This is a genomic window from Aminobacter aminovorans, from assembly GCF_900445235.1.
Classification (GTDB): Bacteria; Pseudomonadota; Alphaproteobacteria; order Rhizobiales; family Rhizobiaceae; genus Aminobacter; species Aminobacter aminovorans.
On record NZ_UFSM01000001.1, the window covers coordinates 3973374 to 4000162 of the forward strand.

Annotated in this window: 22 protein-coding genes; 2 read left to right on the forward strand and 20 right to left on the reverse strand. The window is 63.4% G+C overall.

What is annotated here, in order from left to right; translation table 11 throughout:
- Window positions 1-24 precede the first annotated feature (24 nt).
- From DY201_RS19570 to DY201_RS19580, 3 genes are read right to left on the reverse strand one after another with little or no spacing between them, the layout of a single operon-like run.
- Window positions 25-291 carry a hypothetical protein gene (locus DY201_RS19570; RefSeq protein WP_115732637.1) on the reverse strand — a complete coding sequence of 89 codons (267 nt, stop codon included), beginning with the start codon at window positions 289-291 and terminating at the stop codon, window positions 25-27.
- Window positions 288-572, reverse strand: a complete 285-nt coding sequence (locus DY201_RS19575; RefSeq protein WP_115732638.1) for a hypothetical protein — start codon at window positions 570-572, stop codon at window positions 288-290. The genes DY201_RS19570 and DY201_RS19575 overlap by 4 nt, the downstream gene beginning before the upstream one ends.
- A 1-nt stretch (window position 573) precedes the next feature.
- Entirely contained in the window at window positions 574-2391 is a 1818-nt protein-coding gene (locus DY201_RS19580; protein ID WP_115732639.1) for a hypothetical protein, read from the reverse strand.
- 311 nt (window positions 2392-2702) lie between these two features.
- Here DY201_RS19580 and DY201_RS19585 point away from each other — a divergent pair, with 311 nt between their 5' ends.
- Window positions 2703-3008, forward strand: coding sequence for a hypothetical protein (locus DY201_RS19585; protein ID WP_131922163.1), 306 nt, complete (start codon window positions 2703-2705; stop codon window positions 3006-3008).
- A 313-nt stretch (window positions 3009-3321) separates the two neighbouring features.
- Complete coding sequence (locus tag DY201_RS19590; RefSeq protein ID WP_115732641.1) at window positions 3322-5442, forward strand: hypothetical protein; 2121 nt, start codon at window positions 3322-3324, stop codon at window positions 5440-5442.
- A 311-nt stretch (window positions 5443-5753) separates the two neighbouring features.
- On the opposite strand, the gene DY201_RS19595 is transcribed toward DY201_RS19590, so the two are convergent.
- From DY201_RS19595 to DY201_RS19675, 17 genes are all read right to left on the reverse strand, one after another.
- Entirely contained in the window at window positions 5754-10298 is a 4545-nt protein-coding gene (locus tag DY201_RS19595) for a nucleotidyltransferase family protein (RefSeq protein ID WP_115732642.1), read from the reverse strand.
- Window positions 10285-12945 (reverse strand): phage tail tip lysozyme, encoded by a 2661-nt coding sequence (locus DY201_RS19600; protein WP_115732643.1) that lies wholly within the window; start codon window positions 12943-12945, stop codon window positions 10285-10287. Before DY201_RS19600 ends, DY201_RS19595 begins: the two co-directional genes overlap by 14 nt.
- 7 nt (window positions 12946-12952) lie before the next feature.
- The gene (locus tag DY201_RS19605; protein WP_245432046.1) at window positions 12953-13486 is read right to left on the reverse strand and encodes a hypothetical protein; all 534 of its coding nucleotides are present in this window, start codon (window positions 13484-13486) and stop codon (window positions 12953-12955) included.
- On the reverse strand, window positions 13474-13839 hold the full coding sequence (locus DY201_RS19610) for a hypothetical protein (RefSeq protein ID WP_115732644.1): 366 nt from the start codon (window positions 13837-13839) through the stop codon (window positions 13474-13476). Before DY201_RS19610 ends, DY201_RS19605 begins: the two co-directional genes overlap by 13 nt.
- Window positions 13832-16504, reverse strand: coding sequence for a phage tail protein (locus DY201_RS19615; RefSeq protein ID WP_115732645.1), 2673 nt, complete (start codon window positions 16502-16504; stop codon window positions 13832-13834). Before DY201_RS19615 ends, DY201_RS19610 begins: the two co-directional genes overlap by 8 nt.
- A complete protein-coding gene (locus tag DY201_RS19620) occupies window positions 16504-17169 on the reverse strand; it encodes a phage connector family protein (protein ID WP_115732646.1) in 666 nt (221 codons plus the stop codon). The genes DY201_RS19615 and DY201_RS19620 overlap by 1 nt, the downstream gene beginning before the upstream one ends.
- Window positions 17170-17176: 7 nt before the next feature.
- Window positions 17177-17611 carry a hypothetical protein gene (locus DY201_RS19625; RefSeq protein WP_115732647.1) on the reverse strand — a complete coding sequence of 145 codons (435 nt, stop codon included), beginning with the start codon at window positions 17609-17611 and terminating at the stop codon, window positions 17177-17179.
- A 73-nt stretch (window positions 17612-17684) separates the two neighbouring features.
- Window positions 17685-17993, reverse strand: a complete 309-nt coding sequence (locus DY201_RS19630) for a hypothetical protein (RefSeq protein ID WP_115732648.1) — start codon at window positions 17991-17993, stop codon at window positions 17685-17687.
- A gap of 12 nt (window positions 17994-18005) precedes the next feature.
- The gene (locus DY201_RS19635) at window positions 18006-18839 is read right to left on the reverse strand and encodes a phage capsid protein (RefSeq protein WP_115732649.1); all 834 of its coding nucleotides are present in this window, start codon (window positions 18837-18839) and stop codon (window positions 18006-18008) included.
- A 194-nt stretch (window positions 18840-19033) separates the two neighbouring features.
- The gene (locus tag DY201_RS19640) at window positions 19034-19984 is read right to left on the reverse strand and encodes a hypothetical protein (RefSeq protein ID WP_245432047.1); all 951 of its coding nucleotides are present in this window, start codon (window positions 19982-19984) and stop codon (window positions 19034-19036) included.
- Window positions 19911-20300 (reverse strand): hypothetical protein, encoded by a 390-nt coding sequence (locus tag DY201_RS19645; protein ID WP_245432048.1) that lies wholly within the window; start codon window positions 20298-20300, stop codon window positions 19911-19913. The genes DY201_RS19640 and DY201_RS19645 overlap by 74 nt, the downstream gene beginning before the upstream one ends.
- Window positions 20297-21967 (reverse strand): portal protein, encoded by a 1671-nt coding sequence (locus DY201_RS19650; RefSeq protein WP_115732651.1) that lies wholly within the window; start codon window positions 21965-21967, stop codon window positions 20297-20299. Before DY201_RS19650 ends, DY201_RS19645 begins: the two co-directional genes overlap by 4 nt.
- Complete coding sequence (locus tag DY201_RS19655) at window positions 21967-22179, reverse strand: hypothetical protein (RefSeq protein WP_115732652.1); 213 nt, start codon at window positions 22177-22179, stop codon at window positions 21967-21969. Before DY201_RS19655 ends, DY201_RS19650 begins: the two co-directional genes overlap by 1 nt.
- The gene (locus DY201_RS19660; protein ID WP_115732653.1) at window positions 22176-23750 is read right to left on the reverse strand and encodes a terminase large subunit domain-containing protein; all 1575 of its coding nucleotides are present in this window, start codon (window positions 23748-23750) and stop codon (window positions 22176-22178) included. Before DY201_RS19660 ends, DY201_RS19655 begins: the two co-directional genes overlap by 4 nt.
- Window positions 23737-24249: a DNA-packaging protein gene (locus DY201_RS19665; protein WP_115732654.1), complete on the reverse strand. Its 513-nt coding sequence runs from the start codon at window positions 24247-24249 to the stop codon at window positions 23737-23739. The genes DY201_RS19660 and DY201_RS19665 overlap by 14 nt, the downstream gene beginning before the upstream one ends.
- 924 nt (window positions 24250-25173) lie before the next feature.
- A complete protein-coding gene (locus tag DY201_RS19670) occupies window positions 25174-26136 on the reverse strand; it encodes a hypothetical protein (protein ID WP_115732655.1) in 963 nt (320 codons plus the stop codon).
- A gap of 193 nt (window positions 26137-26329) precedes the next feature.
- Window positions 26330-26554 (reverse strand): hypothetical protein, encoded by a 225-nt coding sequence (locus tag DY201_RS19675; protein WP_115732656.1) that lies wholly within the window; start codon window positions 26552-26554, stop codon window positions 26330-26332.
- Window positions 26555-26789: the final 235 nt, after the last annotated feature.

Below are 26789 nucleotides of genomic sequence, written 5' to 3' on the forward strand. Positions count from 1 at the left end.
CCATAGCTGGTCCCATTTTCGGCGTCAAAGCTTAGATGCGGCAGTGAAGAATGTATCCACGCATGACGACGAGTACCCGAACGCAGCGAATCCCGATCGCAACATGGCGTCGTTTCGATTGAAGGTCATGCTCTCGACATAAGCGATCTGAACAAGCTTGGTCTGAGAAGACACCCAGGCTTCAACAGATGCAGTTAGCTCGTTGATCTCCAACTGCATCTTAAATTGACGAGAAGAGACGACGTCGGGAACAGGCGATGGCGGAGCGGGCCGGATAGTAATGACGGTCATTTGCTGTCCTCCATTTCGTCGGCGTGAGCAGCTTCATCAATTGCGTAGTGCTCAGCAAACCAAGCAGCTATGCCTATCCCAACCCCATCAGGGTTGCTGAAATCGGCTGTCCACAGACCGCGCAGAGATCGATCGACGGGGATGTCGGCAGCGGCAACGATCTTAAAGGGCACACCTGCAGGCACATCCTTGCGTGCAATCTCTTCGACTGGCAGCCCGCTCTTTTCAGCCGGGATTACCACGGCGACGCCGTCGCCAATTGGATAAATGATGCGATCCATGTCAGTCTCCAAAGATAGCCACGTTGGTGATATCGCAATCGAGCGCAGTATTGTTTACGGCACGTGTACGTATCTGACAGGTCGTAGTGTTCTGCGTGATAGTTTGCACGCAGCCAACATTGTACGCACCGGCACCCGCATCAGAGCGCGCGGAACCCACGGCTGCATAGTTGGAATTTCCCATCGTAACGCCGAGGTTGAGCGTGTAGTCACCAGTTCCGTTGTCAGTGATGGAGGTGACGTTAAAGCTGTCGCGGATGGCGACCATGCCGGTGCCGTTGAAGTTCACCCATGCTTTGGCAACCCCTTGCGCGGTGGTGATAGCCGTCGCGACTGGCACCCCGTTCTGCTGCAGTTCAGTCGCGTTGATCTTTCCTGTGCCGGGGTCGCCCCCGGCCGCACCGTTCATCCAGAAGCCGGAGCCGATGGTGAACTTGACCGCGTAGGCACCGCCCCAATAGGTACGGAAATCCAAGATACTGGATTCCGACCCCGCAACGTTGTTCATGATCGTCGCAACGATGTCACCATAATTGATCTTTGTCCCGGCGGCGTTCTTCCCTGGAAAGCGGATGATGCCGATGTTCCCGGTAACCACGGCGTCCCGGTACAGTTCCAACGTGGGCGCCGCTCCTACTGCCCCGCTGGTGTTGGTCGCGACAATCGAGCCTTGGGCATTCAATGTTCCAGTGATCACAGGGCTTGTTAGCGTCTTGTTGGAAAGCGTCTGTATGCCTGCTAGCGTTACCTCCCCCGCATCGCCTGCCCGCTCGAAGATCAGCCAATGCGCCGCACCGTTGGTCAGCGTGCCCGAGCCCCCGACATAGACAAGGGTGAGCTTACGATAGCCCGTCCCGTCCACGATGGAGCCCGTCACGTTGTAGCTGTGCCGGATCGTTGCGTTCGTTTTGGAGCGGATCGTCAGGACACCGCGTACCGCGCTCGTGCTGTCGTCCCATGTGTCGAGCACGCCGGTCGCCGTCACGCCGTCACTGTCGACATTGTCGATATAGGCGCTGGTTGCCGAGCCGGGAGCCACATTGTTGAGCCGGAAGATGCCGGCACCCGGGTCGGCATCGGTCGTCGTGGTCGAGAAATTGTAGGGCAGCGCTGCCACGGAGTTGGCTGCGGCAGTTGCGCTGTTGGCCGATGCAGTGGCGCTGTTTGCCGCATTGGTGGCCGAGGTCGCCGCATTTGACGCCGAAGTCGACGATGAGCTTGCCGAAGCCGCCGCAGCGTCGGCCGACGCCTGCGCGGCCAATACGGCCGCCGACAGCTGGCCGAGCGGAAACACCACCTCGAAACGCGCACCGGTGAAGAACAGCACCGTCTGTCGTCCGGCGGTGAATTCGGTCGCGCCGATGTCGGCGCCGTTGCCATATTTGACGCCATAGCTGCCGACACCGGAGACGGTGATCGTCGCAGCACCACTGTTGTTGGCCGCAGGCGTCATCAAATAGAGCCTGTCGGCCTGGAACCCTGGCGGCTGGGAAACGACGACAGCGTTGCCCGTGCCGCCGGTCACGGTGAGCTTGTCGACGGCGGCGCGGCCGAACAGCCTGCCATAGGTCATCGGTACCCATGACGCCCCGGTGGCGTCCCATTCCTTCAGCACGGCCGGATCGACATTCTTGTCGAGCCAGAGCTTGTCGGTGGCGGGTGCGACGATGCCGTCGACCATGTTGCTGAACACACCGGCCGCCCTGAGCGCCGACAACACCAGCTCGGACACCCTGATATATTTGCCGGTCTCGCTGGTCAGCGTCGTTCCGGTGAGGAACAGGCCCCAATGCAGCGCGTTGTCGAATTCTGTCGCCATGTCTTATCCTCAAAGCAAAGCGGCTCGCCGAGGCGAGCTGTTCAGGGTGTTTTTCAGGGGGAAATGCCGATGTTCTTTGCGCCTGACGCGAACCATGCGCTGGCCGCCATCGATCGACATCTATTCAGCAGCGATTATCGCCAGGCAGGGCAAATGGGCTGCGAAACGGACTGGGGCCGGACCTCGAGAGGCTGTGCTGTTCAGCCAGACTGCCATGGCCTGCCGGATGGACGTGGTCAGAACCAAGAACTCGAGGAGCACGCCCCGCGCCGTCCAAAACGCCCTGTCCGATCCAGGATGGGATCGGACGATTGAACGGCGCCACGACCGCGGTTTCCCGATCCTCCGCCGCAACACAGGATTTTACGCCGATGCTCGACAAATTCCTGATCTGGTTCTCATGGATCCACGCCGCCATCGGCGCCGGCGCGATTACGCTTTTCATCCTGTACCGGTCGTTCTTTCATGCAGAGAACAGAGAGGAGAACGTCCGTTTTCTGCGCCAGAATCCGATGGCCATACTCTGGATATTCGCCGGAGCGTTTACCGCCATCATGATTTCAGTGGGCCTGGTGGACCGTTTCATCAATGGTTACAGAACCGGCGAACTGTTCTGACCAAATGACGGCACCGCGCCGGCGCTGATATACAGATACCGCACTTCGGATGGTCTGCGCCAAGCTTGATCGCCCCACGCAGAATCGGCACAAATCCGGTGGCGCGAGCGCCCCTGGGCACCCCGACGTGTCGGGGCACCATTGCTTGTTCGCTTGTGGGCGATGGACATAAGGCATCGGCGCCATCGTGCTGCTCTATTCCGTCCGCGCGGCATGGGGTGAGCGCGATTTTGTCGCCGAGAGCCGGCCTTGAAAGAGTCTGCAATTTCAGGTTGAATACACGTTATACGCGAAAGAAAGCGAAACTCGGACGATGGGCCTGTTTATCGAACTGTTGATTGACCCTGCACGGATGACCTTCATGGCATTTCTGTTGGCGACCGCTCTCGAACTCAAGAACAGGACTGCCTCAACGATCTGTCTCGGGGCGATCGTGTTTGCGGTCCTGATGCCCTTGGTATTCAGGCCGACCGAGGCTCCCGGCAAGCACATAGCGTTGGGCCTGATCGCGAACCTGCTTCTGCTCGCGATCTTCTACCGTTTTCATACCCTGGTGTTGCGCCGCCTTGACCAAGGTTCAAACCGACTACTCATGGAACTGTTCGATCTGTTTCGCAGCAGAAAAGCCCTCAGTGAGCGCGCACTCCTCGCGGAGGCCCGCGCCAGAAGCCAAAACCGCGCTTTGCTGCGCTCGGCCATCTCCACGATCGGTGGCGAGCGGATAGCCGCCGGGTCCGATACCCAGCTTGCGGCGCGCTCGGCGTCGCTGCTGACCAGGCACGTCATGACGCCCGGCTCGGCCGACGACGGTGCCGAGCGCTTGCTGGCGGGCATGTTCGCCCAGATCGCCGCCGCACATTTCTCGCGCAAGATCGGTACGAATTTCGACAGTGCCGTCGCGCAGGCGGTGCTCGAAATCACCGACATCGCCGATCGGCATGAGCTCGGCAACATCATCGGCATTTACTATGAGCTGTGCGCGGAAAATAACGAACTGACCGCAACAGTCAGGCAATTCTTTGCCGACTGGATGGCTGATCCAACGCAGGAAAAGCTGGATCGCTTGGGCAGCCTGCGTCTCCTGCTCATCAGGCTGATGACCGATGACGGACTCGGCGATTTTCAGAAAACGACAGGCTCGCCTTCATCACCACCAGCGCAGCGCCTCATCCTGTTGGTGGATTGGCACAATCGTCCAGCGGTCATCGGTGAAGCCGGAGCGTTGGCCATGCTCAAGCCCAATTCGCCTTGGGTGGAGGTCAACTTCAGGGATGTGTTGTGGACCGCTCGAAAGCTCCGCGGACCAGGCTGGCGCGGACACTTCAGGAGCTTCGGCGAACTCAACCCGCCGACGCACTTGCTTGACCAGATTTCGCGTCCACCCCGACAGCGGGAACCGATCGTCCGGTCAGCTGCAGCGCCCGCCTCGGCGCCATCGCCTGCGCTTCCCACCGGCACATCGGGGGAATCCGGATGTGCCGCACCACCTCCGGACACGACGCTCGATGAGCGCCCCATCCTTTTGGTGAATTGGGACAACCGTCCAGCGATCATCAGCGGAGGCGGAGCATTCGCCATGCTCGAGCCCAGTTCCCCGTGGGTAGAGGTGGACTTCAGAGATGTGTTGTGGACTTCCGACATGCTCACTGAAGCGGCATGGCGCGAACGCTTCAAGAGCTTCGGCGAACTGAACCCGCCGACGCACTTGCTCGACCAGGTTTCGCCTTCACCCCGAGCGCAGGAACCGGTCGCCTCGCAAGCTCCGCCGCCCGCCGCTTCGGCGCCGCCATCGCCTGCGCTCCCGGCCGGCGCAGCCGGGGAATCCGCAAGTGCTGCACTGCCTGAAACGAAACCCTATGTACGCACCACCCAATTCATGAATTGGGACAGTCGTCCAGCGGTCATCGGTGAAGCCGGAGCATTCGCCATGCTCAAGCCCAACTCCCCTTGGGTAGAGGTAGACTTCACCAATGTGTTGTGGACCGCCGGCGTGCTCCCTCAAGCGGACTGGCGCGAACGTTTCAAAAACTTCGGCGAGCTGAACCCGCCGATGCTCGACCAGGTTTCGCCCCGAGCGCAGGAGCCGATCGTCCGGTCCGTTGCGGCGCCCTCTGCTTCGACGCCGCCATCGCCTGCGCTCCCGGCCGGCGCAGCCGGTGAATCCGCAAGTGCTGCACCACCTGACACCAAACCCTACAAGCGCCCCACCAATTTGGTGAATTGGGACAACCGTCCGGCGATCATTGGTGATGCAGGAGCATTTGCCATGCTCAAGCCCAACTCTTCTTGGGTAGAGGTGGACTTTTTGGATGTCTGGAGAACCGCCGACATACTCTCCGAAGAGGCCTGGCGCGAACGCTTCAAGCGCTTCGGCGAACTGAACCCGCCGATGATCGACCAGGTTTCGCCTGCAGCAGCACGCGACATCGAATAGAGATAGGCAGCTTCCATCTCCAGCGAAGGCTGCCCGCCTACCGCCATTGGCTACTGTCGGAGCCGATGCCATGTTGTTGGGCCAGCGTCCTCAGACTTCCGGTTCCGCTGGCTGCCGGCAAACTCCGCGCGGCTCCGGCATCTCCTGTTGTAAGGCCGCCGGACGTATCCACCGTTCGGCAGAGAGCCGGCGTGCGGGAATTGGGCAAAGCGGCACCCTCTTTTTCCCTCGACAGTGTCCTTCCACAGTCCAGCCCCGACATGTGTCGACATGAGTTGCGGCCAGTTGCCGTCCCCTGGAAAGCGCCGCCCCTATGCGGCCAGGGTGAGCTCAGGCTCGACACCTCTGAAATCGTCCGGCAACCCGAAGCCACCCTCGATGAGCCAGCGCCAATAGGGCAGCGTCAGGAACGGCGCCATCCTGGAGCGGCGGTCGACATCACCAGGCAACATGGCGAGATCAGTTGACGAGGCGCGAGCGGGAATGCCGAGCAACCGCGCCGCATCTGTTCCAAGCCGGAATGACGGGCCGAGCCGAGAGCCGTAGGCGTCCCGATCGGCGACACGCGCGGCGGGCCGACCTGCGTAGGCTGTCGGATCGGGCAACTGCCCGTTTGCCAATGCATGGAAGTCCGGGCCGCCCAGCTTTTCCCAGGCATTGTTGATCTCCATGCCGACCGACATGATGCCGGAGCGGTCCAGCCCTGCGGCAATCCATGTTTCGGAATCCTCTGCAAGCTCGCGGCCCGATTCCATGGCCTCGAGCCAGCAGACCAGCATGCCAAGCGCAGACATGCCCAGCGTGCCCGAGACGAACGAGCCCGGACCGTCCTGCAGGCCGTGCATCGATGCACGCTGATTGGCGGCCAGCGCGAAGCTCGTGAATTGTTGCAAGGCCCTGCCCTCCGGCGTGTGCGCGAACAGCGGCACATCCGCCAGGCTGCTGTCGGCCACCGTGTTGTCGACGTCCTTGTTGACGGCGGCAGTGAAGGCGCGGCGCGCTTCGTCATCGGTCCAGCGCTCGATCAGCGGGATATGGACGGTGTCTTCGACCTCGCGGTACCAAAAGAACTGAATCGCAATTCTTGTGGCCATTTCCTCGTCGATACCGACCAATTCCATGTATTTACGGTCAGGTTCGGCCAGGCCCGCGTAGCCCCGGAATCCCGGCTGTGTTACCACAAGATTAGTGACTTGGGACCATCGTCCAGCAGTCATCGACGAAGCAGGAGCATTCGCCATGCTCAGGCCCACCTCCCCCTGGGTGGCGGTCGACTTTCTGGATGTATGGGAAACCGCCGACGTGCTCTCCGAAGCGCCCTGGCGCGAGCGCTTCAAGAGCATCGGCGAACTCAACTCGCCGATGGTGTCGCTCGACCAGGTCTCGCCTGCGGCAACCCGCGCCGCCGAATAGAGAGCCTTTTCCTCCTTCTCCAGCTTGAGGAATTCCTCGGACGTGGGATCGAGCTTTCGCGTGAGATTGTACAGCTCTTCTCCGCGTCCGAACTTCGCGTCATGCAGGTTCGGTTCCCACAGCTGGACCTCACCCACGGTTCCATCGTCAAAGCGCAGGATGACCTTGCGGTCGAAGTAGCCGTTGGGCTTTTCCTTCCAGCCTTCATCCACAACGTCGTATCGCTCCGCCAGCTTCGCAACGACATCGTCGGCCTGGGCAGGTGTCTCGACCACGAAGCCGGTCCGGACCACATCCGTCAGGTGAGACGCGTCGTCATATCCCTTGCGCGCAATCTTGTCTGCCGCTGTTTCCTTGTCCTTGAATCCAGGGTTTACGAAGGTTGAGCCGGTTGCCTCGGCGACTTCGTCTCCCGGAACTGCAAGGTCGGCCTGCCATTTGCCGGCGACCGCATAGAGCTCATGGAGCGACACAGTCGGCTGCTGCGAGAAATCGCCAACGACGACCTCCCGAGCAGGCAGGGAAGCGCCATCGCTCGCCGCAAGCGCATTCTTCAGGATGCGGTTCTGAACCAGCACCGAAGAAGCGTGCGTGTTCAAATCGGTCAGGAACGGCAGCAGCCTCATTCCAGAGAAGGTGGAGCCCATGTTGTCGACCAGCTGCTCGAAGGGCGAATTCATCGCATGGGGATCGGTCAGCCCCGCCATGGTGGCGATACGCGAGCGCAACAGGTGTTTCACCACCGCGCAAAGGAGCCTGGCATCGGCGGCCGCGAACTTGATCGCGCCGAGATTGGTGATCAGCGGCGCGATACCTTCATTCATGTACCGGCCGAGCCCGTACACCATTGCCGGCCGCACCGCATCTCCCAGCGACGAAACCAGCATGCCGGCGAGCCGGCCCATGACCTCGAACAGCCCCGCCGTCCGCAACACGCGGGCGAAGTCGGTGTGCCGGCTGTCGAGCCCGGACTGCCCGCGCAGAAAATCGCGCATGGCAGTGGCGTCCTCGATGTCGCTGCTTTCCCGACTGATCATGTCCCGGAGTGCCTCAGCCTTGGCTGCTTCGTCCAGGTCGGATGCCTGGACCTGCTCACGCAGCTGCCGGTAATCCTCTGCCAGCCGGCTGAGCTGGCTTTGAAGTGTCGGCTTGCCCGGGCCGCCAAGGCGCCTGTCCAGCCGCGCCAATGCGATGTCGGCCGCAATGACGCGTGCAAAGCGCCGGCCGATCAATTCGATGTCGTGTTCAAGAAACTCCTCGATGAGATCCAAATCGATGTCGAAGGGGCGTCCCTTCAGCAGTGCGTGCGTCGACATAACGATGTCATAGAACGGCATGTCCTGGTTTGCCCGACTGGCGGCCTGGGAAAAGATGTCGTCGACGACGCCGTTCACATAGTCCGCCCGCTCCTCGGGCGACCGAAACCGATGGCTATTCGGCTTGGCCTCCGGCGCCAACTGGTCGGGCGCGTCGGGTTTCACGCCCTTGATGCGGGCGGGCTTGCCCATCTTGTCAGCCTTGAGCTCAAGCTCGGCAAGCTTTTGGTCAACCCACTGCCTCACAATGGTCTTGAAGCGGGCTTCGCCGGCTTTCAGCCGCGGGGCGTTCCCGAAGCGGGCCAGAAACAAAATAGCGCCCTGGTCGCTTACGCCAGCCGGCAGCAGCCCCGCCTTGATTGCCAGCTGCTTCAGCGGAGAAAACACTGCTTTGCGCCAGGTAACTGCGGCTTTGTGTACCGCTTCGTTGTCGCTGTTATCTGCCCGACGTATGGCCTTGCCGACGGCGATTTTGAACTCATCCCAGCTCATGTTGAAGCCGCGGACCTTGCGCGCTTCGTTGTAGATGGCGCGCATTCTGGTCAGAGCCTTGGCGACCCCGGCGCGACCCCAGAATTTCACTTCACTTTCCAAGGCTATTTCGCCGTCGCCGCGCGCAATGTTTTCAACATGGGAGCCGGTTTCGACCAGGTCGGCCATGAGCGAACGATGAACGGCAGACGGACTGTCCAGGGCGCGCCGCAGCGGCCCGAGATGATCGGTGGCCGTGCCAGCCGTCCCGGCGCCCGCGGCGTTGTCGAAGTCTTTGATGGTGCCGTCCGCAGCAGTGCCCGCGACCTGTTCTTCGGCAAAGCCCGCCCTGACGTCAGCCGGCGCAACGCCGCTGTCGTCGGCCTCTGCCAAAACACGGGAGACCGTGGCCAGCGGCTTGCCGCCTACAGCGCTGTCGACGTCTTTGACGTAACCATCCGCAGCAGCTCCTGCGACCTGTTCTTCGGCAAGGCCCGCCCTGACTTCAGCCGGCACAGCCCCGCTGTCATTGGCCTCCGCCAATACACGGCCGACCGTGGCCGGCGGCCTGCCGCCCACAGCGCTGTCGACGTCTTTGACGTAACCATCCGCAGCAGTGCCCGCGACCTGTCCTTCGGCAAGGCCCGCCCTCACGTCAGCCGGTGTCACGCCGCTGTCGTCGGCCTCCGCCAATACACGGCCGACCGTGGCCAGCGGCTTGCCGCCCACAGCGTTGTCGACGTCTTTGATGTTGCCATCCGCGGCAGTGCCCGCGACCTGTTCTTCGGCAATGCCCGCCCTGACTTCAGCCGGCACAGCCCCGCTGTCGTGGGCCTCGAACAAAACACGGTCGACAGTGGCCAGCGGCTTTTCGCCCACAGCACTATCGGCATCTTTGATGTTGCCGTCCGAGCCCGCGACCTGTTCTTCGGCAAGGCCCGCCCTGACTTCAGCCGGCACAGCCCCGCTGTCGTGGGCCTCGAACAAAACACGGTCGACAGTGGCCAGTGCTGCCTTGCGTTGAGCCGCCGAAAAAAGTGCGCCGATACCCCCACCAAGGAGCGTGCCGAGCACCGCACCGCTGCCAATGGCAAGGATGCTTTCTTCGAGAGGCCGCGTCTGCTGTGTGGCCTGCAACGCCGTTTCGGACACGGTGGCACCGAGCGCACCGGCAAAGCCGGTCGACAGTGCCGTGCGGGCAATGGTGCCGCCAACAGTCGCCCCACGCACCAGCGCCCCGCCCGGGAGGAGCGATGGCCAGTCGAACGCCTGAGCGCCGAATTGTGCAAATGTCGCGGTCCAGCCGCCAGCTTCGAGAATGCGGTCGTCTTCCCGCTCCATGTCGATCTGGCTTTTCATGGCTGCGTGCGCGCGCCAGTTGCGCAGCGTGGTGAAGCGTTGCCAATGCGGTTCGTAAGCCGTGCCGCGAATGTCGTTCCAGGCAGCTTCGCCGGTATAGCTCGCTTCGGGCGTCGTCCGATCAATGCCGGCCAGCTTGTTGTTGGCGGCCGAGCCGAACGTGTTGCCGTCTCGCCATGCTGCCCCGATCACCGTCGCCGTGTCGGGATCGAGCTCCGGCTCGTCCATCTCAGTGTAGTCGAGCGCGCGAAAGGTGCCCAGCACAGGACGCTCATCGGGATACTCAATCTGCGGCATCGTCGCTCCACATGGCGTCGTTCATCGCATGGCCGAAGGTGACTGGCAGTTTCTCGGGATCGAAGGTTGGCTTTGCCGGAGTCTCAAGCGGTCGCTTTCGGATTGTTTCGGACTGGGATCGACCAAGCTCGCGGGCAGCTTCGGCAGCGCGCGCCTTCATCCAGTCGGGACCGACCGTTTCCTCGAGCGCACGCGTGGCGGCAGCATCGCCGGCGCGTACAGCGTCACTCGCCGCGTCCTGGCGCGCGCGCTCGGCCATGGAGAGCTTGCCGAGCTTGTCGCTGTATTGCTTGAACGTTGCGGCATCGACACCCCATGGCGGGCCGAAGACCTCGCTGAATTTGGTCTGGCCGCCGGAGGTGTATTGATAGAACAGGCGATAGCGCGGGGGGCGTTTTCCCTCGATGTCGGCGCGGGTCTTGTCGGACGCCAGGATCGCGACGTTCTCGACCTTCCGGCCAAGCTTGGCGGCGTAGTCACTGGCGGTCTTCATGGCATCTTCGCGCAGATAGTCGAAACTGTCTCCGATCGCCGGATAGTGCAACTCGGGCGGCATCCGCATCAGATTCGGAGAGCCCGAAACGTTGCTGACGTTCCAACGGCGCTTGAGGTCGGTGAGCGCCGCGGCCTTCGCCGCAGCGGCATCGCCGCCATATTCGTAGAATTTTTCTTCGGCAATCTCGCGATATTCGGTCAGCAGACCGTTGGGCTGCTGCGGGACGATGCCGGCGCCGGGCGCCGAGAACAGCCAACCTTGGTCAAAGGAGCTCGTCACATCAGAGACGCTCAGATACTTGATGAACCTGGCCGCCTTGGTCTTCAGCACTTCGCGATTGGCCACCATCAACGGATCGGACGCGGCGAGAATGCGGGTCGCTGCCTCTTCACCGCCGAGGCCGAGATCAACGACCAGGTGGCGGAAGACGCCGAGCTTTTCGCGCGCCTGTGCGCCACCTTCGAAGGCGCCGAAGGAGACGGGTGCAAGAGGCTCGAGAGCGTCGGCCTTCGACATGGCCGCCGCGAAAGTCGCCGGATCGGTCGACGCCACACCCTTGCGAATTTCGGCCTGTACGCGTTTGGGGATGTAGCCGGTGCGCGCGACAAACTCCGATGTGATTGCCTTTTGCTTGACGGCATCTTCGGCTGCGGCAAAGAGCTTGTCATAGGTCTTGTCGGCAATCCTGGTCTGGTCACCGTCGAAGCTGTCGACGTCGACCTTGCCGCTGGCCAGGGCGCCGATCATCGCATTGACGCCGCCGCTTTCCTGCTGTGCGATGCGAAGGGTCTTCACGAGGTCGGCCTTGTCGCTGCTTTCGAGCGTCGTGTCGGCCAGGATCACGCTTTCCCGAACCGTGTCCGGCTCGCTGGCAATCAGCTCATTGTAGTTGTCCTTCGACGTCGCGCGCTGCTGCGTGACCTGCTGGCTGTGTTCCGTCTCGCCCCAAGACGCCAACTGGTCACGACGCTCATAGGGGATCTTGTCGAGGTCGGCGTCCTCCGCCTGCGGGTTCTCGCCTGCGATACGAAGCGCGTTGTCACGGCGCCCCGTCCAATTGTGTGCGCCGCGGGCATTGCTGGCCGACCATCCTGCTGGTCGCTCGTAACCGGTGAAGGCTGCGGCGGCTTCTTCTGCGCTTCTTGACCTCGCGAGATTTTCGCCTGCCGCGCGCTCGCTCGTGCGCAACTCGTGATCGATGAAATCGATCTGGGTATTGAAGTCGTGCCAGTCGGTGCCTTGCGATGCAGCGAACGCCTTGAGCGCCTGCGCGCGCTTTCCGTTCCACTGAGCAATGCCAATGCTGTCCGAGCCGTCGCTGCCGTCACCAGCGTTGCGGGCCTGTGTGTTGAGGCCGCTACCTGACTCCGCCTGCAGGTTGCCGACGATGCCGGCCGCCTGGTGCGCGGCCCAGCCTTTCGCGATAAGGCGCTGATAGGCTCGCCCGACACGGCCACCAACTGGAGCGCGCATCTGAGACAAGGCTGCAGCCGGATCTTGCTGGAACTTCCAGCGCCATTTGCTTTCGGTGGCGTCCGCTTCCCACTGCTGCCGGCGCGCCGCCTTCCATGGCTCCGGCATATTTGCCGAGTTGATCGCTTCCAGACCCTGACGCTTCAGATCCTCGAAGTTCGCCGCATTGTTCTTTATCTGGGTGCGGTAGCTGTCGAGGTTGGTGTTGGTGGTGCGGTCGTAATAGGCGCCCTTCGCCTGCCGCTCGTAGTCGTCGGCCTTCTCATAGAGCACGTTGCCGCGTGCCAGGATGTTGTTGAGATAGGTGGTCTGGGCGTCCTGGGTCAGGCCTTCGAAATTCGCCTTGGCGAAGTCGTTGGCGCGCTGCTGGTGGCCTTCCATGAACTGGCGGGTGAAGCCGATGCCGCTTTCCGAGCTTTCTTCGCGCGCCTTCAGGAAACGCTGTTCCTCATCGGCGAGAAACCGCGTCAGGCTGGTCGAGACAGCGTTGGAACGGTCGTTGGCGACGTCGACCTTCTCGCGCTCGGCAAGCTCGAGCAGGCTGTAGCTCGCCTGCACGACGGCCTGGCCGGCGTCGGCAAGGGCAGCCCCCACCATCGGCGTCGGCCCGGCATTGGCGATGCGGCCCGAACGCGGATCGGCGTAAGCGACGTCGCGTGCTGTGGGAATGGTCACCATGCGCTGTTCACCTGGGGGCGTTGTAGGGGAGAGAGACCGAGCTCCGGTCCTGCGTCTTCTTGTTGCTTTCGCCGAACCGGCTGAACAAAGACGACATGCCGGAGAACAGCGAACCGGCCGCCCGGATGCGAGCTGCGCGCATGGCGCTCTCGGCGTTGTAGCCGGCGACCTTGGCGGCGTCGTTGTAGCCACGCGCCTGCTGGTCGCCCTTGTAGATGTCGGTTTCGGCGGCGAGCCGCACCCGCTCCGACGTGTCGTCCATGATGTCGATGACAGAGGGATCGGTCATGGTGCCGCCCGAGCCGGCAATGGCCGCCTGCTGCTGCGATAGCAGGTACCTGCCTTCGCGATAGCGGGCCATGGCGTCGCGCTGGCTTGCCGCCGTCGCCTCGTCGGCCTGCTGTGCCGCGACCTTCTGCTCATACTGGAAGCGGGCCTTCTGCTCGCGACCCTCTTGCATCGCCCCGGCCACCGACATGATCGTGCCGCCGATGCTGGCGATCGTGCCGATTGCTCCCAGGACCGGTGTCAGGAAACCCATTGCCACACCACCTTTCCGTCCAAGATTTCGTCTGTCGGCCTGAAGCCCAGTTTCAGCATCAGCGCTTCGGCGCGCGGGATCGAGGTGTCGCATGTCGCCTTGATCACGCGGGCGCCGCTTGCCTTCACTTCGGCCAGCACCTGGAGGATGTGGCGGAAGATGAATGGCCGGCGCGCTTCCACCGGGACCTCGAGAAAGGCCATCCACTCGCCCTCACCGGTTTCGATGACACAGCCGAAACCGGCGAGCAGGCGACGCCGCCACAGCGCGCGGCCGACCCACCGGCTTGTTACCTGGACGCCGCCATAGAAGCGGGCGAAGTCGATGTCGTCGGCCGGCCGGATGTCAGCCATTGGTCTTGACATCCAGCACCAGCGAGCCGGCGGTGAACGGATAAGGAGAGCGATGTTCGAGGCAGAGGCGGCTGTCGGTGTCCCAGTCGCTGGAAACCGACATCATGTCGGCGTCGAAGCTTGTGAACAGCGTGTTTGCCACGATCGGCTTGTCGCCCTTGGTCACGGTCAGCCGGTGCAGGCTGTCGAAATCGTTACCGACACGCAGGCCGTCCAGCATCGTATCGACCAGATACATGCCGAGCTGCGACACACGTTTTTTCTTGAACAGTGCCGTGCCGTTGGCAGCCCCATATGCGAGCTTGGTCGACTGCCAGCGTCCGACATAGGGCAGGCCGATCACCACCGCCCTGCCGGCCGGCTGCGGCGGCAGCACCACCTGCCCTGCGCTGACAGGATAGAGGTTGTCCTGGTCATGCAGGGCCGCACCATCGAGCCAGACGGTGACGCCCTTGCCGTTGAGATGCGGCACGGCAAATGTCGTCTGCCCCACTGTCGTGACGAAGCGCCTGAAGCCGTCGGCCAGGCAGTTCACCTTGCCGCCGCGGCAATCCTTCAGGTCGGCCAGCCTTTCCAGGCGTTGCGTGCCGTTACGGAGGACGGCGAAATAGACATTGTCCTGGCCCTTGCCGCGGCAGGCGATGACCTGCCTGAACGCACCGTCGGTGACGACGCGCGACCAGGCGACCACCTTCTCCGAGGGGCGATAGGTCAAGGCGCGGGCCTCGCCGTTTTCGAGGATGAACCAAACGACGGTGTCGGGCTGGCGCTGCACGGCCATGCTGACGATGGGCGAGCCGCCGCAGACCTCCTCATGCATCGCCATCAGGTCCATGGCGCTGTAGTCCAGCGTGCCCTGCTCGGCGATCAGCGCAAAGACCCTGAGACCGGTGCTCTGCACGAAGATGCCGTCCTTGTCGCATTTGACCGCGCGCAGGTCGTAGCTGCCTTGCGTCGAGCCATCGACGGGAAACCAGCTCGACGCCGTCAGCGGCTCGTCGAAACTCGACGATTTGATCGAGATCTCGGAATTGTCGGTGCCGGCGATGAGGCGCTGCAGGCCGAGCAGCCAGAGGATGCCCCTGTCGGTGCTGGCGCCGATCGACCGGTAGATCGGCGCGCTGTCGCCCTCGACATTGTCGTTGAAGCTGTGGAAGGCATCGGGCACCGAGCCGTGCACGAAGTCGCCCTTGCCCCAGTAGAGCCGGCCGCCGAACGCCTCGATGCCCCATGGCCAGCCGTCGAAGTCCGACCAGGTCGAAAAATCCCATTCGAAGGTCGGGCTCAGCGAATAGAAGCGGCTCAGCACCTCCATCGCGACCACCGTTGCGCTGACGTAGCCGGTCATGCGGGCAATGCCGACCTGGCTGCCGCCGGTGTAGACCAGCGAGGTGTCGATGGTGCCGCTGGTGAAGGTGACGGCGACGAAGCGGAAGAACTTGACGACGTTGTTGTCGGGGTCGCGGTAGTTGGTCGGGCCGGTGTTTGCCGTGTAGGTGCTGTGTGTGCTCCAGGCGCCGGGATTGCCGCTGCCGTCATCGGTCGCGACCTCGAGCCGGACCGAACCGGCCCAGGTACCGGAGACCTGCAAGCTGAAATCGCGCGCCGCATTGACGCCGGAAACACGGATCGACGCACCATTCGCCGGGGCGGCGGTGAAACTCTCCTGCACGGTCTGGCCGGATTGGAACAGCCGGAACAGGCGGCCGACCATGCTCGCTTCGAAAAGCGGCCGGCTGGCCGTCAGCGTGCCGTTGCCGGTGTAGACGGAAGGGGTCAGCGCCACCGTGCCGTCGGCTGACACAAAGGGGCCGTCATCGACCTTGTAGCGCTGGATACCCCAGCTGGTGTCGCCGCGGCGCTGGATTTCGCGCTGCTGGAACTGGCGCGACGCCAGATAAAGCACGTCGATGTTCTGCTTGTGCCTGGGTGCGGCAAGATCGGCCGTCGTCCATGGCGTCGAAATGACAAGCGTTCCCGGCGCGTCGATCTGGCAGCGGGCGACCAGCGCCTGGCGCGCCTTGTCGGTGTAGATCTCGAGATGGATGTTGGCGCTGTTGGGCGTGAAGGCGATCGAATGGTCGCCATCGTCGAGGATCGACAGCGGCAGGATGTCGCTTGCCCCTGATGACGAGCCGATATGCACCCAGACCGGCCCGCGAACGACCTCGACACGCAGGCCGTGTTCCTTGCCCAGGTCGCCGCCTGATACGGTGATCGTCTGGCGCGCCGCCGCCCTGCCCTGGGTGGTGCCGGTCAGCACCAGATTGCCGCCCGCGACAGTTGCCGAGGCGCCGACGGCGCTGGCATTGGTCCAGCCGGTGAAGGAATTGAAGTCGCCATTGACGATCGCGGTCGAGACGGCGACGCGCGAGACGAAGGCATTGTCCTTCAAAACCCGCATCTCGTTGTTCGACAGGATCGGCACCAGCATCGAGGCGTTCGAACCGGCGAAGGAATATTCGAGCAGCCGTACATCGCCGAGATTGATGTCGGCGATGTGCTCCAGGCCGGGCCGCAGCGTCATCGAGCCGACGACGCGCGGCAAGATGTTCGAGCTGAGTGCGGACGCGAACTGCATGCGCTCGAGGTCGAGGCGCGACAGCGCTTCCTCGCCGATCTCGCCGCCATTGACCGAATAGACCGGAGCTGAAACGCGCGGCATCAGACCTCGCCCTCGCCGAAGCTGATCTGGCCGCCGACAAGTGTCGCAGCACCGTCATGACGGCCGCCTGTACCGCTACCGCGGCGGGCGCGAAGCCAGGTGCCCGGCTGGATCAGCTTGTTGTTTTCGTTGCGGGCATCGATGTTCTTGGCCTGCACCAGGGCACGCTCCATGCGCTGGCGCAGCTTTTCTTCCAGCGTATCGCCCGACGTCAGCTTGCCGCAGGTGTCGAAGGCGAGCTTCAGCGCGACATAGCGCCAGAACATCGTCGGCCAGGTCACGACCTTGTCGTCTGCGGCGTTCGCATCGCTGATGAAGCGCAGATAAAGCGCGGGCGTCTGGGCATGCAGCCGGCCGCCCTCGTCGACATAGTCATGGAAGGCCGCGAAATCGGGCCGGTCCGAGACAACAAGCGTGCGCAGCCAGTTCAGGGGATAGTCGAAGGCATGGGCCCAGCCCAGGGCCGGCGTCACGGCGCCATTGGCCGACAAGGCGGCGGAGGCCTTGGCAAAGTTCCAGTCGCCTGAATTGAAGGCTTCCTCGACCGCACCGTCCCAGGCGTTGGCGAAGACATAGGTGGCTTCGACGTCGTCGGTCAGGGCTGTGATCGTCGCCTTCTCCAGGTGAACCAGCGCCTGCTTCCAGATCTCAAGCTTTGTCGCCATGGCGGTGTCAGCCCTTCATCTGCTGGACATAGCGGTCGGCCGCCTTTTCGGCGGCGTCCCTGGTGTCGAACCCGGTCTGGATGACGTTGCCGCCATGCAGGAAACGCCATTTGTGGTGCGGGCCGCCGAAGCTGACCTGCGGCGGGCTGACATCGACGGATGTGGCCTTGGGCGCGCTTTCCTCGTCGAACAGCCTGATGACGCGGACAACCGACGTGGTCTTGGTGACGGCGAGCACGCGCAAAGTGCAATCGAGGCCGAAATCATCCGAAACGATGTCGATGGTCATGCCGCGCCTGAAGACACCGAGGTGGTTGGCGAAAAACTCGGGATGGGTGACGTCGGCGAGCGTGGTGTCGGATGGCACGGTCGCCGCATAACGACCGATTGCGTAGTCGGCCTGGGCGAAGCGATGCCCGGCAAGCTTGGTGACTTCAGTCATTGTTTTCACCTGGGATCAAAGGGAAATGAAAGAGGAAAAGGGAGGCTCGAAAGCCTCCCCCAGTCGCTTCGAGTTAATCGGTATCCGTCGCCGTGATGGCGAGGCCGTCGGTCAGGTCGATGCCGCGACCGTCGCTGCCGGTCTTCTCGTCGATCACCCAGCAATGGTGGATCGCCGTCACCGGGCCGGCCAGCGTGGTCGTGCGCGTGCGCACGATGACGATGTCACCCTGGCGGGCGCCCCTGGCGTGGCCGTCGCTGACATAGTTGGAGGTGTTCACCGTCGCGATGGCGTCGACCGAATCCAGCAGCCACGTCTTCATGGAGCTGGCGCCGGAAAGACCATCGGTCAGGAGCTTGAAGCCGTTCGTTTCGTAAGCCATTTCAAAGCCTCCTCAGGAGAACGCAGCGGTGTCGTCGGTGACGACTTTGATCACGCCGGCCTGCTGCAGGATGGTGCTGCCGTCGTAGATCGTGGCACGGTCGTAGGAGTAGTCGTCCTCGCCGTTGAAGCCGGCATCGACCTTCACGTCGCCGGCGATGGCGTGACCCACGGCCGGCTTGGCGAAGATGAAGTTGGACGCGGTCGCCGTGCCCATGCCCGGCAGGCCGGTATGCATGATGTGCTTGGCGCCGAGCCAGACCTTCGGCCGGTCGAGCGTCAGGCCGACGAGTGGCTTGGCGTCGATATAGTCGGCCGACTTGAACTCCTGGAAGGTGAGCAGGCGTGCCCAGGCCTTCGGCGTCCACAGGCAGGTGATCTCGTTGCCGGCCATGACGTCGAGCTCGAACAGGTCGGACAGGGCGTCGACGGTCTTGCCATAGGTCAGGGTCTGGGCCGCACCGCCGGCATAGGCGTTGGTGGCGGTCGACAGCGCCTCGATGATGGTCATGTCGATTTCGCGCGAGGCGGTCAGCGCACTGGCGTTCTGCATCGCTTCACGCAGGTTGGCAGGCGCCGTGAACACGTCGAAGCCGGGCCGGGTTTCCTTGGTGTGCTTTTCTTCCAGCGTGATCACAGGCTGGCTGTCGGTGCGGTTGCGCGACGGAATGAGCCCGTTCGTGCCGCGCCTGGTCATGCGACCCGCTGCGCCCTGGAGCGCGAACGAGGCCGTCAGGCCGCTGATCATGAGTTCCTTGGTGACGCAGTCCTTGAGGTAGGTTTCGCCGCGCTGAAAGGCGACGACCCACTCATCCCGGTACTGGGTTTTCGTGATGGCGTAAGGCATCTCGAATGTCCTTTATTGATGATTGGAGGGGTTCTTCCAGCCGTGATCGGGGTGCAGCAGGCAGGGCTTTCGCGGGATGCCGTGCCAGGCACGGGGCCGCTACTCACCCCGTCGCGGGGCGTCACATCAGCTTGTATTTTGGAGAGGTCTGCGGGGCCGTTGCCGGGGTGCCGCGATAGGTTGTTACGCCCGGATCACTTGCGAGCGTTTATCTTGTCGAGCTGGGCATAGATCCGGGTCAGCTTGCCCTGGACGGTGTCGCTCTTGTATTTTTCCGGGTCGGAGACGCGCAGCGCCAACAGTTCCTGCTGCTGCGCTTCCAGCGTCTTGCCCGTCGCCTCGATGTCGCCGGTGAGGATCGCATTGCTGCCATAGTAGTCGGCGCCGATGGTCGCCATCATCTTGACGAAGCCCAGATTGTCCTGCAGGCGCGAGCCGTCCATCAGGCGCAGGCCCATCATCTGGCCGAAACCGTCGTCGCCGAGATGCGCCTTCATCAGCTCCTGGGCGGCGCCGATCTGGCCGTCATAGTCGCCGCCCCACTCGGCCCGCAGCGACGTCTGCGTTTCGCCGGCGACCTTGGCCAGCTGGGCGTTCAGCTCCTGCGCCTGGGTGGCGGCAAAGTCCTGGTACCAGTCGAGTGCGGCCGCTGCGACCTTCGGCGGCACGTGGCGTTCATGCATCGCCGCCTTGAAGTCGGAGAGGATCGCCTTGTCGGCGTCGGTGACCTCGAAGCCGTCGCGGAACGCGCCCGGATACTGGGCGGCATCTTCCGGGATGCCGTTGGCGGCGCGATAGGCGCTGACCTCTTCCGGCGTCGACGTCTCGGTCAGCTCGACCTGCCGGCCGCCATTCTTGGCATTCCTGTAGCCCTCGCGGAACGCCTTCGAAATCTCGTCGGTCGATCTGTAGCGCTCGAGCTGCTTCATCATCGCAGCGTCGCCGCCGGCCAGCTGTTCGCGGAACGACTGCAGTGCCGCATCGGCGCCCAATGCCGGCGAATTTGATGCCGGAGAATTTGGCGCCGGCGCATGCGAAGTCGGCGATGGCGGGGTCGACGATGGCGCCGGGCTATCGTCTGGCGCGGTCGGCGTTGCGTTCGTCGGCTGGCTTGCCTGTGCGTCGGTCATGGGCTGGTCGGTCATGGCTCTCACCTGTCAAAATGGAAAGGGAATGAGAAATCAGCTTCCTGATCTGGAAGCCGACATGCTGCTTTCCGGCGGCAAAGCAGCTGTCGCGCTCGCCGCCATGCTCGGACGGCATCCAGGCGGGTTGATGGATGCCGCAAATGTGGAGCACGGCGCCCAGCGCGCGCTTCTGCTGTTCTTCATTGGCAATGCCGGCGGCGAGCGCCTGGAGGGCTGCGCAATCGGCCTTGCGGATTTCCAGATCGCTGCGCGGCATCTCATTGTCGCTGCGCACCGTGACCGGGTGCCAGGGGCGATAGGGCTTCTGGCTCATTGCCCGAGTGCTGCCCGGATCGACTGCGCGGCGTCACCGACCTGGGTGGCGACAGCGGCGCCATTGCCGACCTGCTGCATCTGCTGCTGCTCGGCCATGGCCTGCTCGCTCTGCTGGCGATTGGCCGCCGCCTGCTCGGCATCGAGCAGCCAGTCGGCGCGGCTGTTCGGGATCGCTGCAAAGGCGTCGCGGAACATGGTGCGGGCATCGACCTCGCCGGCCAGCGACGGATCGAGCGAAACGCCTGCCTGCAGGATGGCGGCACTTTCCTGGAAGGCGTTGAGCACCTGCCGGTCGCGCGCTTCCTTCAGCGCATTGTTGAACTCGTACTGGATGTTCTGGCCGAGCAGGATGTCGGGCATGTCGACCGGCACGCCGTTGCGATCGACGGGGCCATAGCCGCCGGCCCGCATCACCTTTTCGGTGGTCAGGTCGAGCACGGCGCCGGTCCATTCATGTTCGATCGGGCCGAACAGCGGCATGGCGTTGCGGATCCATTCCTGGACGCGCTGCGCTGCCTCATAGGCGGTCATCGTCTTGTCGGCCTGGGCGATCGGCTGCAGCTTGCTCAGGAAGAAGGCGTCGCCGAGCTGGTTGCGCTGGTCGTTGATCAGGTCGATGCCGAGGCCGACATTCTTGCCCAGGTCGAGCACGCGCAGTGCTGCCCCCAGGCGTTCGTCATACTGGCTGTCGATGAAGGTGATGCCGTTGGCGCCGAGATCGACGGGCGACAGCAATGCGTCCTGGGTGGCGACCAGCGGCGGGTCGACCTGCTTTTCGCCCGCCTCGATGATCGTCATCTTCATGCGCTGCAGCATGCGGCTTTCGGTCAGGCCGATCGACGCCGCCGTCGACACCGCATAAAACTTTCCCGACAGAAGCCACCAGCGCGGCACGACATAGTCGAAGGTGAAGCCCGGCAGTTCCTGCAGGATGGTGCCGTCTTCGCTGACATAGACATCCGCCCATTTCGCCCCCTTGGGGAATTTGCGGCGCGGCTCGTAGAGCTCCAGCGGAATGAAGATGTGGCGGACCTTGAATGTCGTCTTCGTATCCTTGTTGCGCAGCGCGTTCTTCACCTGTTGCGGCAGCCTGGCCTCGCCGAACAGATGGGCCATCGCTGCGGCGGTCATGTCGCATTTGCGGTGGACATGGTTGACCTGGCCGTCGGGGCCCTCCTGCCCTGCCATGTGCTTGGGATGGTGGCAGCGATAGATGAGGTTGTCGCGGTTCCTGTTGTAGCTGACCTGCAGCCACCCCATGCCGAAGGCGGCGAAGTCATGCTCGACCTGCTGGGCGGCGCGGCGAAAGCCGCTGTCGCGCGAATTCAGGATGGCGCTGTTGACGTCGGTCATGAATTCGAGGAACGACGCGGCATCGCGGTCACGGCCGATGCGCTTGTTGGAGGCCACCGCCTTGAACCATTGCCGACCATCGGGCCGCACCATCGAGCCGATCTGGTCGCCAAGCTCGCGCCGCATCAGCACCGGCGTGGCATCGGTCAGATGCGCGGCGAACTCCTGGCCGAGCACGATTTCCGTCGTGAAGTCGGCGCGCTCGGGGAAGAGGAATTCGGCGATTTCCTGATACAGGCTGTCGAGCGCGCCCTTGGCGGAGAAGAGGCGCGCATCGATATCCATCAGGTCGCGGCCTGCCTGGTCGCTCATCAGCTCGCCCCAAGCGTTCCGCGCGAGAACTCACGCCCGATCGTGCCCGGCACCTGGGCCAGGCGGTCGGTGGCGGCGCTGCTTTTGGCCGCCGGGGCCAGCGAGCGCGTCCGGCTGCGCTGGCGCTTGGCCAACGGGTCTTCCGGGTCGGGCATCGTCGCCGGCGGCTCCGGCTCAGGCATCTGCTGTTTCTTTCCGAAAAGTCCACTCATCGGCGTTTTCCTCGCAGTTTGGCCTTCAGGGCGCTGTTTGACGTCACGGATTGCAGCCGCATCCTCGATTGTTCGCGCCGCTCCTGCGCTGCCTTCGGGCGCTTCAGCCCGCCGATGGCGGACGCCGACAGCATGATCGTGGTGTCGCCCTTGTCGGGCGAGCGGCCGAGCTGTTCGCGCATCGCATCCTTGGGCAGGACGAGGATTTCCTCGCCGCCGCCGCCGGCGCGGATTTCATAGCGATAGGCGGCGAGATCGGCTTCCAGCTCGGCATCCGGCGGCAAGGCGATGCGCGCGCCATAGGCCGGGTCGAGCTGCTCGCGAAACTGCCAGACGGCCTGGGCCCTGAGATTGGCAAAGCCATACAGGCCGTCGCGTGTCGAAGAGGTCGAGCCGCTGCCGCCCTTGAAGCCGAAACAGTCGACATCGGCATGGGCAAGCTGGGTCAGCGTGTCGCCGCCATAACCGCCGCCGGCATCGACGACGACGCGGCAGCGGTCCCGCATCTGTTTGACGATCAGGCCGGCGACCGTCGGCCCGTCGGGCGTTTCGCTGCCCTTGTAGCTGGCGAAGGGCGAATACCACCAGTCGCGCCGGCTCTGGATCTGCGTCTTGTCCGATCCACCCTGCGCGATGTCGGCGGCGACCGCCGTCATGGGAAGTTCAGGCGGGGTGGCGAGCCAGCGCGCCTGCGCCTGCCGGATCCAGCTGGTCGGGATCACCTGCCAGGGATCGTCCTTGCCGCCTGCCTCGAACGAGCCGTAGCGCAGCCGCTCGCGGATGTCGTCGGGCAGGCTTTCGAGCTGTGCGGCATAACCCGTCGCCATCAGCTCCGGATTGTCTTCCAGCATCGAGCGGATGAAGGTTCGCGACCGCGGACGTTCGCCCTTCGGCCCGACATAGTCGGCATCGACCTCGCGGTCCTCGCCGCCGACGGTGGTGAACCATCGGAGTTCGCCAGAAGCTGCCGGGTTGGGGTGGCCCTTGTCGAGCCATGGCGCCCAGTACCTGACCACCCACATGCCCTCGGCCGAGGTCGGCGGGTTGCCTGTGACGACGACCCGGCAGCGCCCGCCCCTGGCATCGCGCAGCCAGCCGATGATGTAGCGGTACTGGCTCTCGGTGAACTGGGTGATCTCGTCGAAGGCCTTCAACCTGTGCGCCCGGCCCTGGTATTTTTCCTTGTCGGCCTCATGCGGCACGCCGCCGAGCTCGATCTTGCCGCCATTGGCCAGGCGCCAGACATGCGACTGGCTGTTGTAGCCGTCGCGGCCGCCGAGCATCCGGGCGAGCTCGTCCTCGATACCCTTGAGCTGGGTCGCCTGCCGGCGCAGGATCAGCGCCGGCTGATACGCCTCGAGCGCAAGGCCGCAGATCAGCGTCGTCTTGCCGCCGCCCGCCGCACCGCCATAAAAGGTCTCGTCGGCCTCGGACAGCCAAGCTTCGGTCTGCGGGCCGGGGTTCGGGATCATGTAGCGGCCGACTGACGCCTTCACCGCCTCGTCGATCACTTCCTGCCTGGCCTGCGACGGCAGGGCGTCGAGGGCCGCCAGCACCTCACTCAGCTGCACTGTTCAGTCCCTGCGCGAGCAGAAAGGCGACGCGGCGGGCAATGTCGTTCTTGGACAGCTCGTCCACCGTCGAGGTGAGCGCAGCACCGCCCTTGCCGGTCACTTCGGACTTGTCGGCCAGGCCGAGCTCGCGGGCGATGATGCTGGTGTTCAACAGGTCGGCCGCAGCACCTTCGAATTTCTGCGTCCGGATGATCGCCTCGACCCGCGCGGTGACGTCGCCGAAGCCGTCACGCTCGCAATAATTGTCCCAGCTCCTGCGGGCGATGCCGAGGAAGATGCACAGGCCCGAAATCGTCATCGCCCGCATCCTGGCGATGTTCTCGACCTTGACCTCGCCCTGATAGGCAAAGGGCCGCGCCTCATAGAGAGGGTTGGCGTCCACCCACTCGAAATACTCGCCGCATGCGCCCCACAGCGCATCCGGCGTGGCAAAGATCGGATCGCGCCCATGCGAGCTGCGCGCCTTCCAGAACTGGTTTCCCAGGGGTGCGGACATGGGCATTCCTGTCGTCGGGCCTGTCGTCGGGATGGGCGGCAGCGTTCGCCGTCAGCATGAAAAGGCTGGTGCCGTTCGGATCTGGTATCGCGGAGTCTTGTTTGGCGCGCCCGGTCCGTAGTTGGCCTGCTTGCCCCGTCGCGGCTTCATCGACGTCACGGCATGGATCCTAGGGTCAAGCCTCTGGGATGACAAAGGGATGGGATGTCGTCACAGGCTTGGTGATGATGGTTGGCGAGCGCGGTCTCCCCGCTTCGTCATCCCGGAGGCTTGACCCGAGGCCGTGAAGGTGAGGAATGCGAGCCGGGTGGAAGAAAGTGCAGGCGTGCTGAACCGTCTGTGCGCTGCCGACAGGTCACGGCATGGATCCTAGGGTCGCCGCGACGGAGCTTCGCTCCTGCTTCGCCCTAGGATGACGAATGGCGGGGGCGTCGTCGCGGGCTTAGGTGGTCGTCGCGGGCTTAGGTGGTGAGCCGGTTGCCGCGAGCGGCCTCTCCGCTTCGTCATCCTAGGGCGAAGCAGGAGCGTAGCGACGCGGAGACCCTAGGATGACGAAGGACGGGGAATGTCGCAGGGTTGAGTGGTGTTGGACTGTCGGAAAGCTTTGCAGCCAAGTGCCGACCTTGGAGATTAGCCGCGAGCCCCCGTGCCGTCGTCATCCTCGGGCGGAGCAGGAGCGCAGCTCCGTCGCGGAGACCCGAGGATCCATGCCGTGAGGGTGCGGAACGCGGGGACGGCAGAAGAAAGAGCACTTGTTTGCTTCGCTTGAACACAGTTGCATGCCGTGGATCTCGCGACGAACAATCCCTGCTACCGGAAAAGCAAAAGGGCCGCCGCAGCAGCCCTTATCGACGCAATGCGCCATCGTGGTTCCTGTATGCCGCACACGGTTACCCCGGCGCAATCCCGTTTTGCAATGAGCTGTCAGTTGACCTTGGAGGTGTTGACCCGCACCGCATATTGGAACGTCGCATCATAAGACGCGCTCGGCGTCAGATTATTGATGTAGCTGACGACGACCGTGACCTTGCCGGCCGCGATGGTTGCCGACTTCACCATGGCAACGAACGATCCGTAATTGCCGCTGAAGCTGCCGACCCATTTCGACCTGTCGCGATCCGAGAAAATGTAGATCACGCCCGACGTGCTGTTGGTCGGCGGCAGCAGCACGGCGGCTTCATCGCCGGGCTGGGCGTCGAGCTGGCCGCTCATCACCCCATTATACGGGCGCACCGCGAAGGGGGAGTTGGGCAGGCTGACGGTCGCCCGATAGTCGTATTGGCGGAACGCCGGCGACGGCAGTAGCGAAAAGACGTGGAAATAATAGGATTCGTTGCCGGCGAAATCGACGAAGCTGCCTAGCGCGCTGATGTCCGTGCCGGCCTGGGCGTTGTAGTCGGTGGCGTTGTAGGCCTGGTATCCGACCGCGCCATAGTCGACGAGATAATAGACCCTGGTGCTCTGTTTGATCACCCTGGTGCGGTGGCTCCAGGTCGGCGTTCCGCCGACGCTGCCACCCGGCCGCGGCCGCACGACCAGCTCGTTACCGGCAGTGCCATCCATCTGCAGCGCCGACACCGTGTAGAAGGCGTTGGGATCGCCGGAAAGACTGTCGTCCAGCGGGTAAAAGGTGCAGCCGGCCTGGAAGTCAAAGACGACGATGTGGTTCGCCCAGTTTCCGAGCGCTGTCTTTTCGTAATAGACCCACTCATTGGCGCCATCGCCGCTCAGATCCCATTCGCCGATCTTGAATGGCGTGATCAGGTTGCAGGAAGTCTGGTGGCTCTTGTAGGGTTGGGCGGGTACCGCGACATTTGCAGAAGCGATGCCATAGAAGGCCAGGAGATAGGCCGATACCATCAGCAGCAGGCTGCCGAGCTTTTTCATGTCGTCCTCATGGATTGGGTGTCGAGACGTGTTGGCGCGGCATCGAAGCCGCACGGCAAGACCGCCCGGCTGCGAAAGCGGGGCGAAAGTCTTCAGCTATACAAAAAGCGCTGCTATCCGAGGGTGCGCCGCCTCTATCGGCCCGGCATGTGCTGCGCTGGCTTTTGGCCTGCCCGCCTGGCGAAAGCCGTAATTACTTCCGCATCAGATCGGGGTGACGGTCGCCAAGCCACTGCTTGCCATCCTTGTCGGAAGCCCAGGGATTGCCAAACAGCCGAACCGTGGGGCTGTCGTCGCCGGCCTTGATTGCCGACCTGACGCTGCGTCGCTCGCGGCGATGTTCGGCCACCTTGAAAGGCTTGTCGCTCTCAGCGGTCGTCATGCCGACGATGGGCGTCCTGCGCCGGGACCGCGACATCCGCTGCTCCTGATATGGCCTGCCTGCCCTGCCGGGCAATCTGAAAAGCAAAAGGCCGCCGAAGCAGCCCTCAATCGACGCACTACGCCATCGTGGTTCCTGTATGGCGTATCAGGTTACCCGGACGCAATCCCGTTTTGATCTGCGGTAAAATCAGCTGCCCCTCACCGGGCGCTTGTTGCCGCGGCAGGATATCTTTGCTTTGCTGCACCGGGGCTTTTCAAAAGGGGCTGAT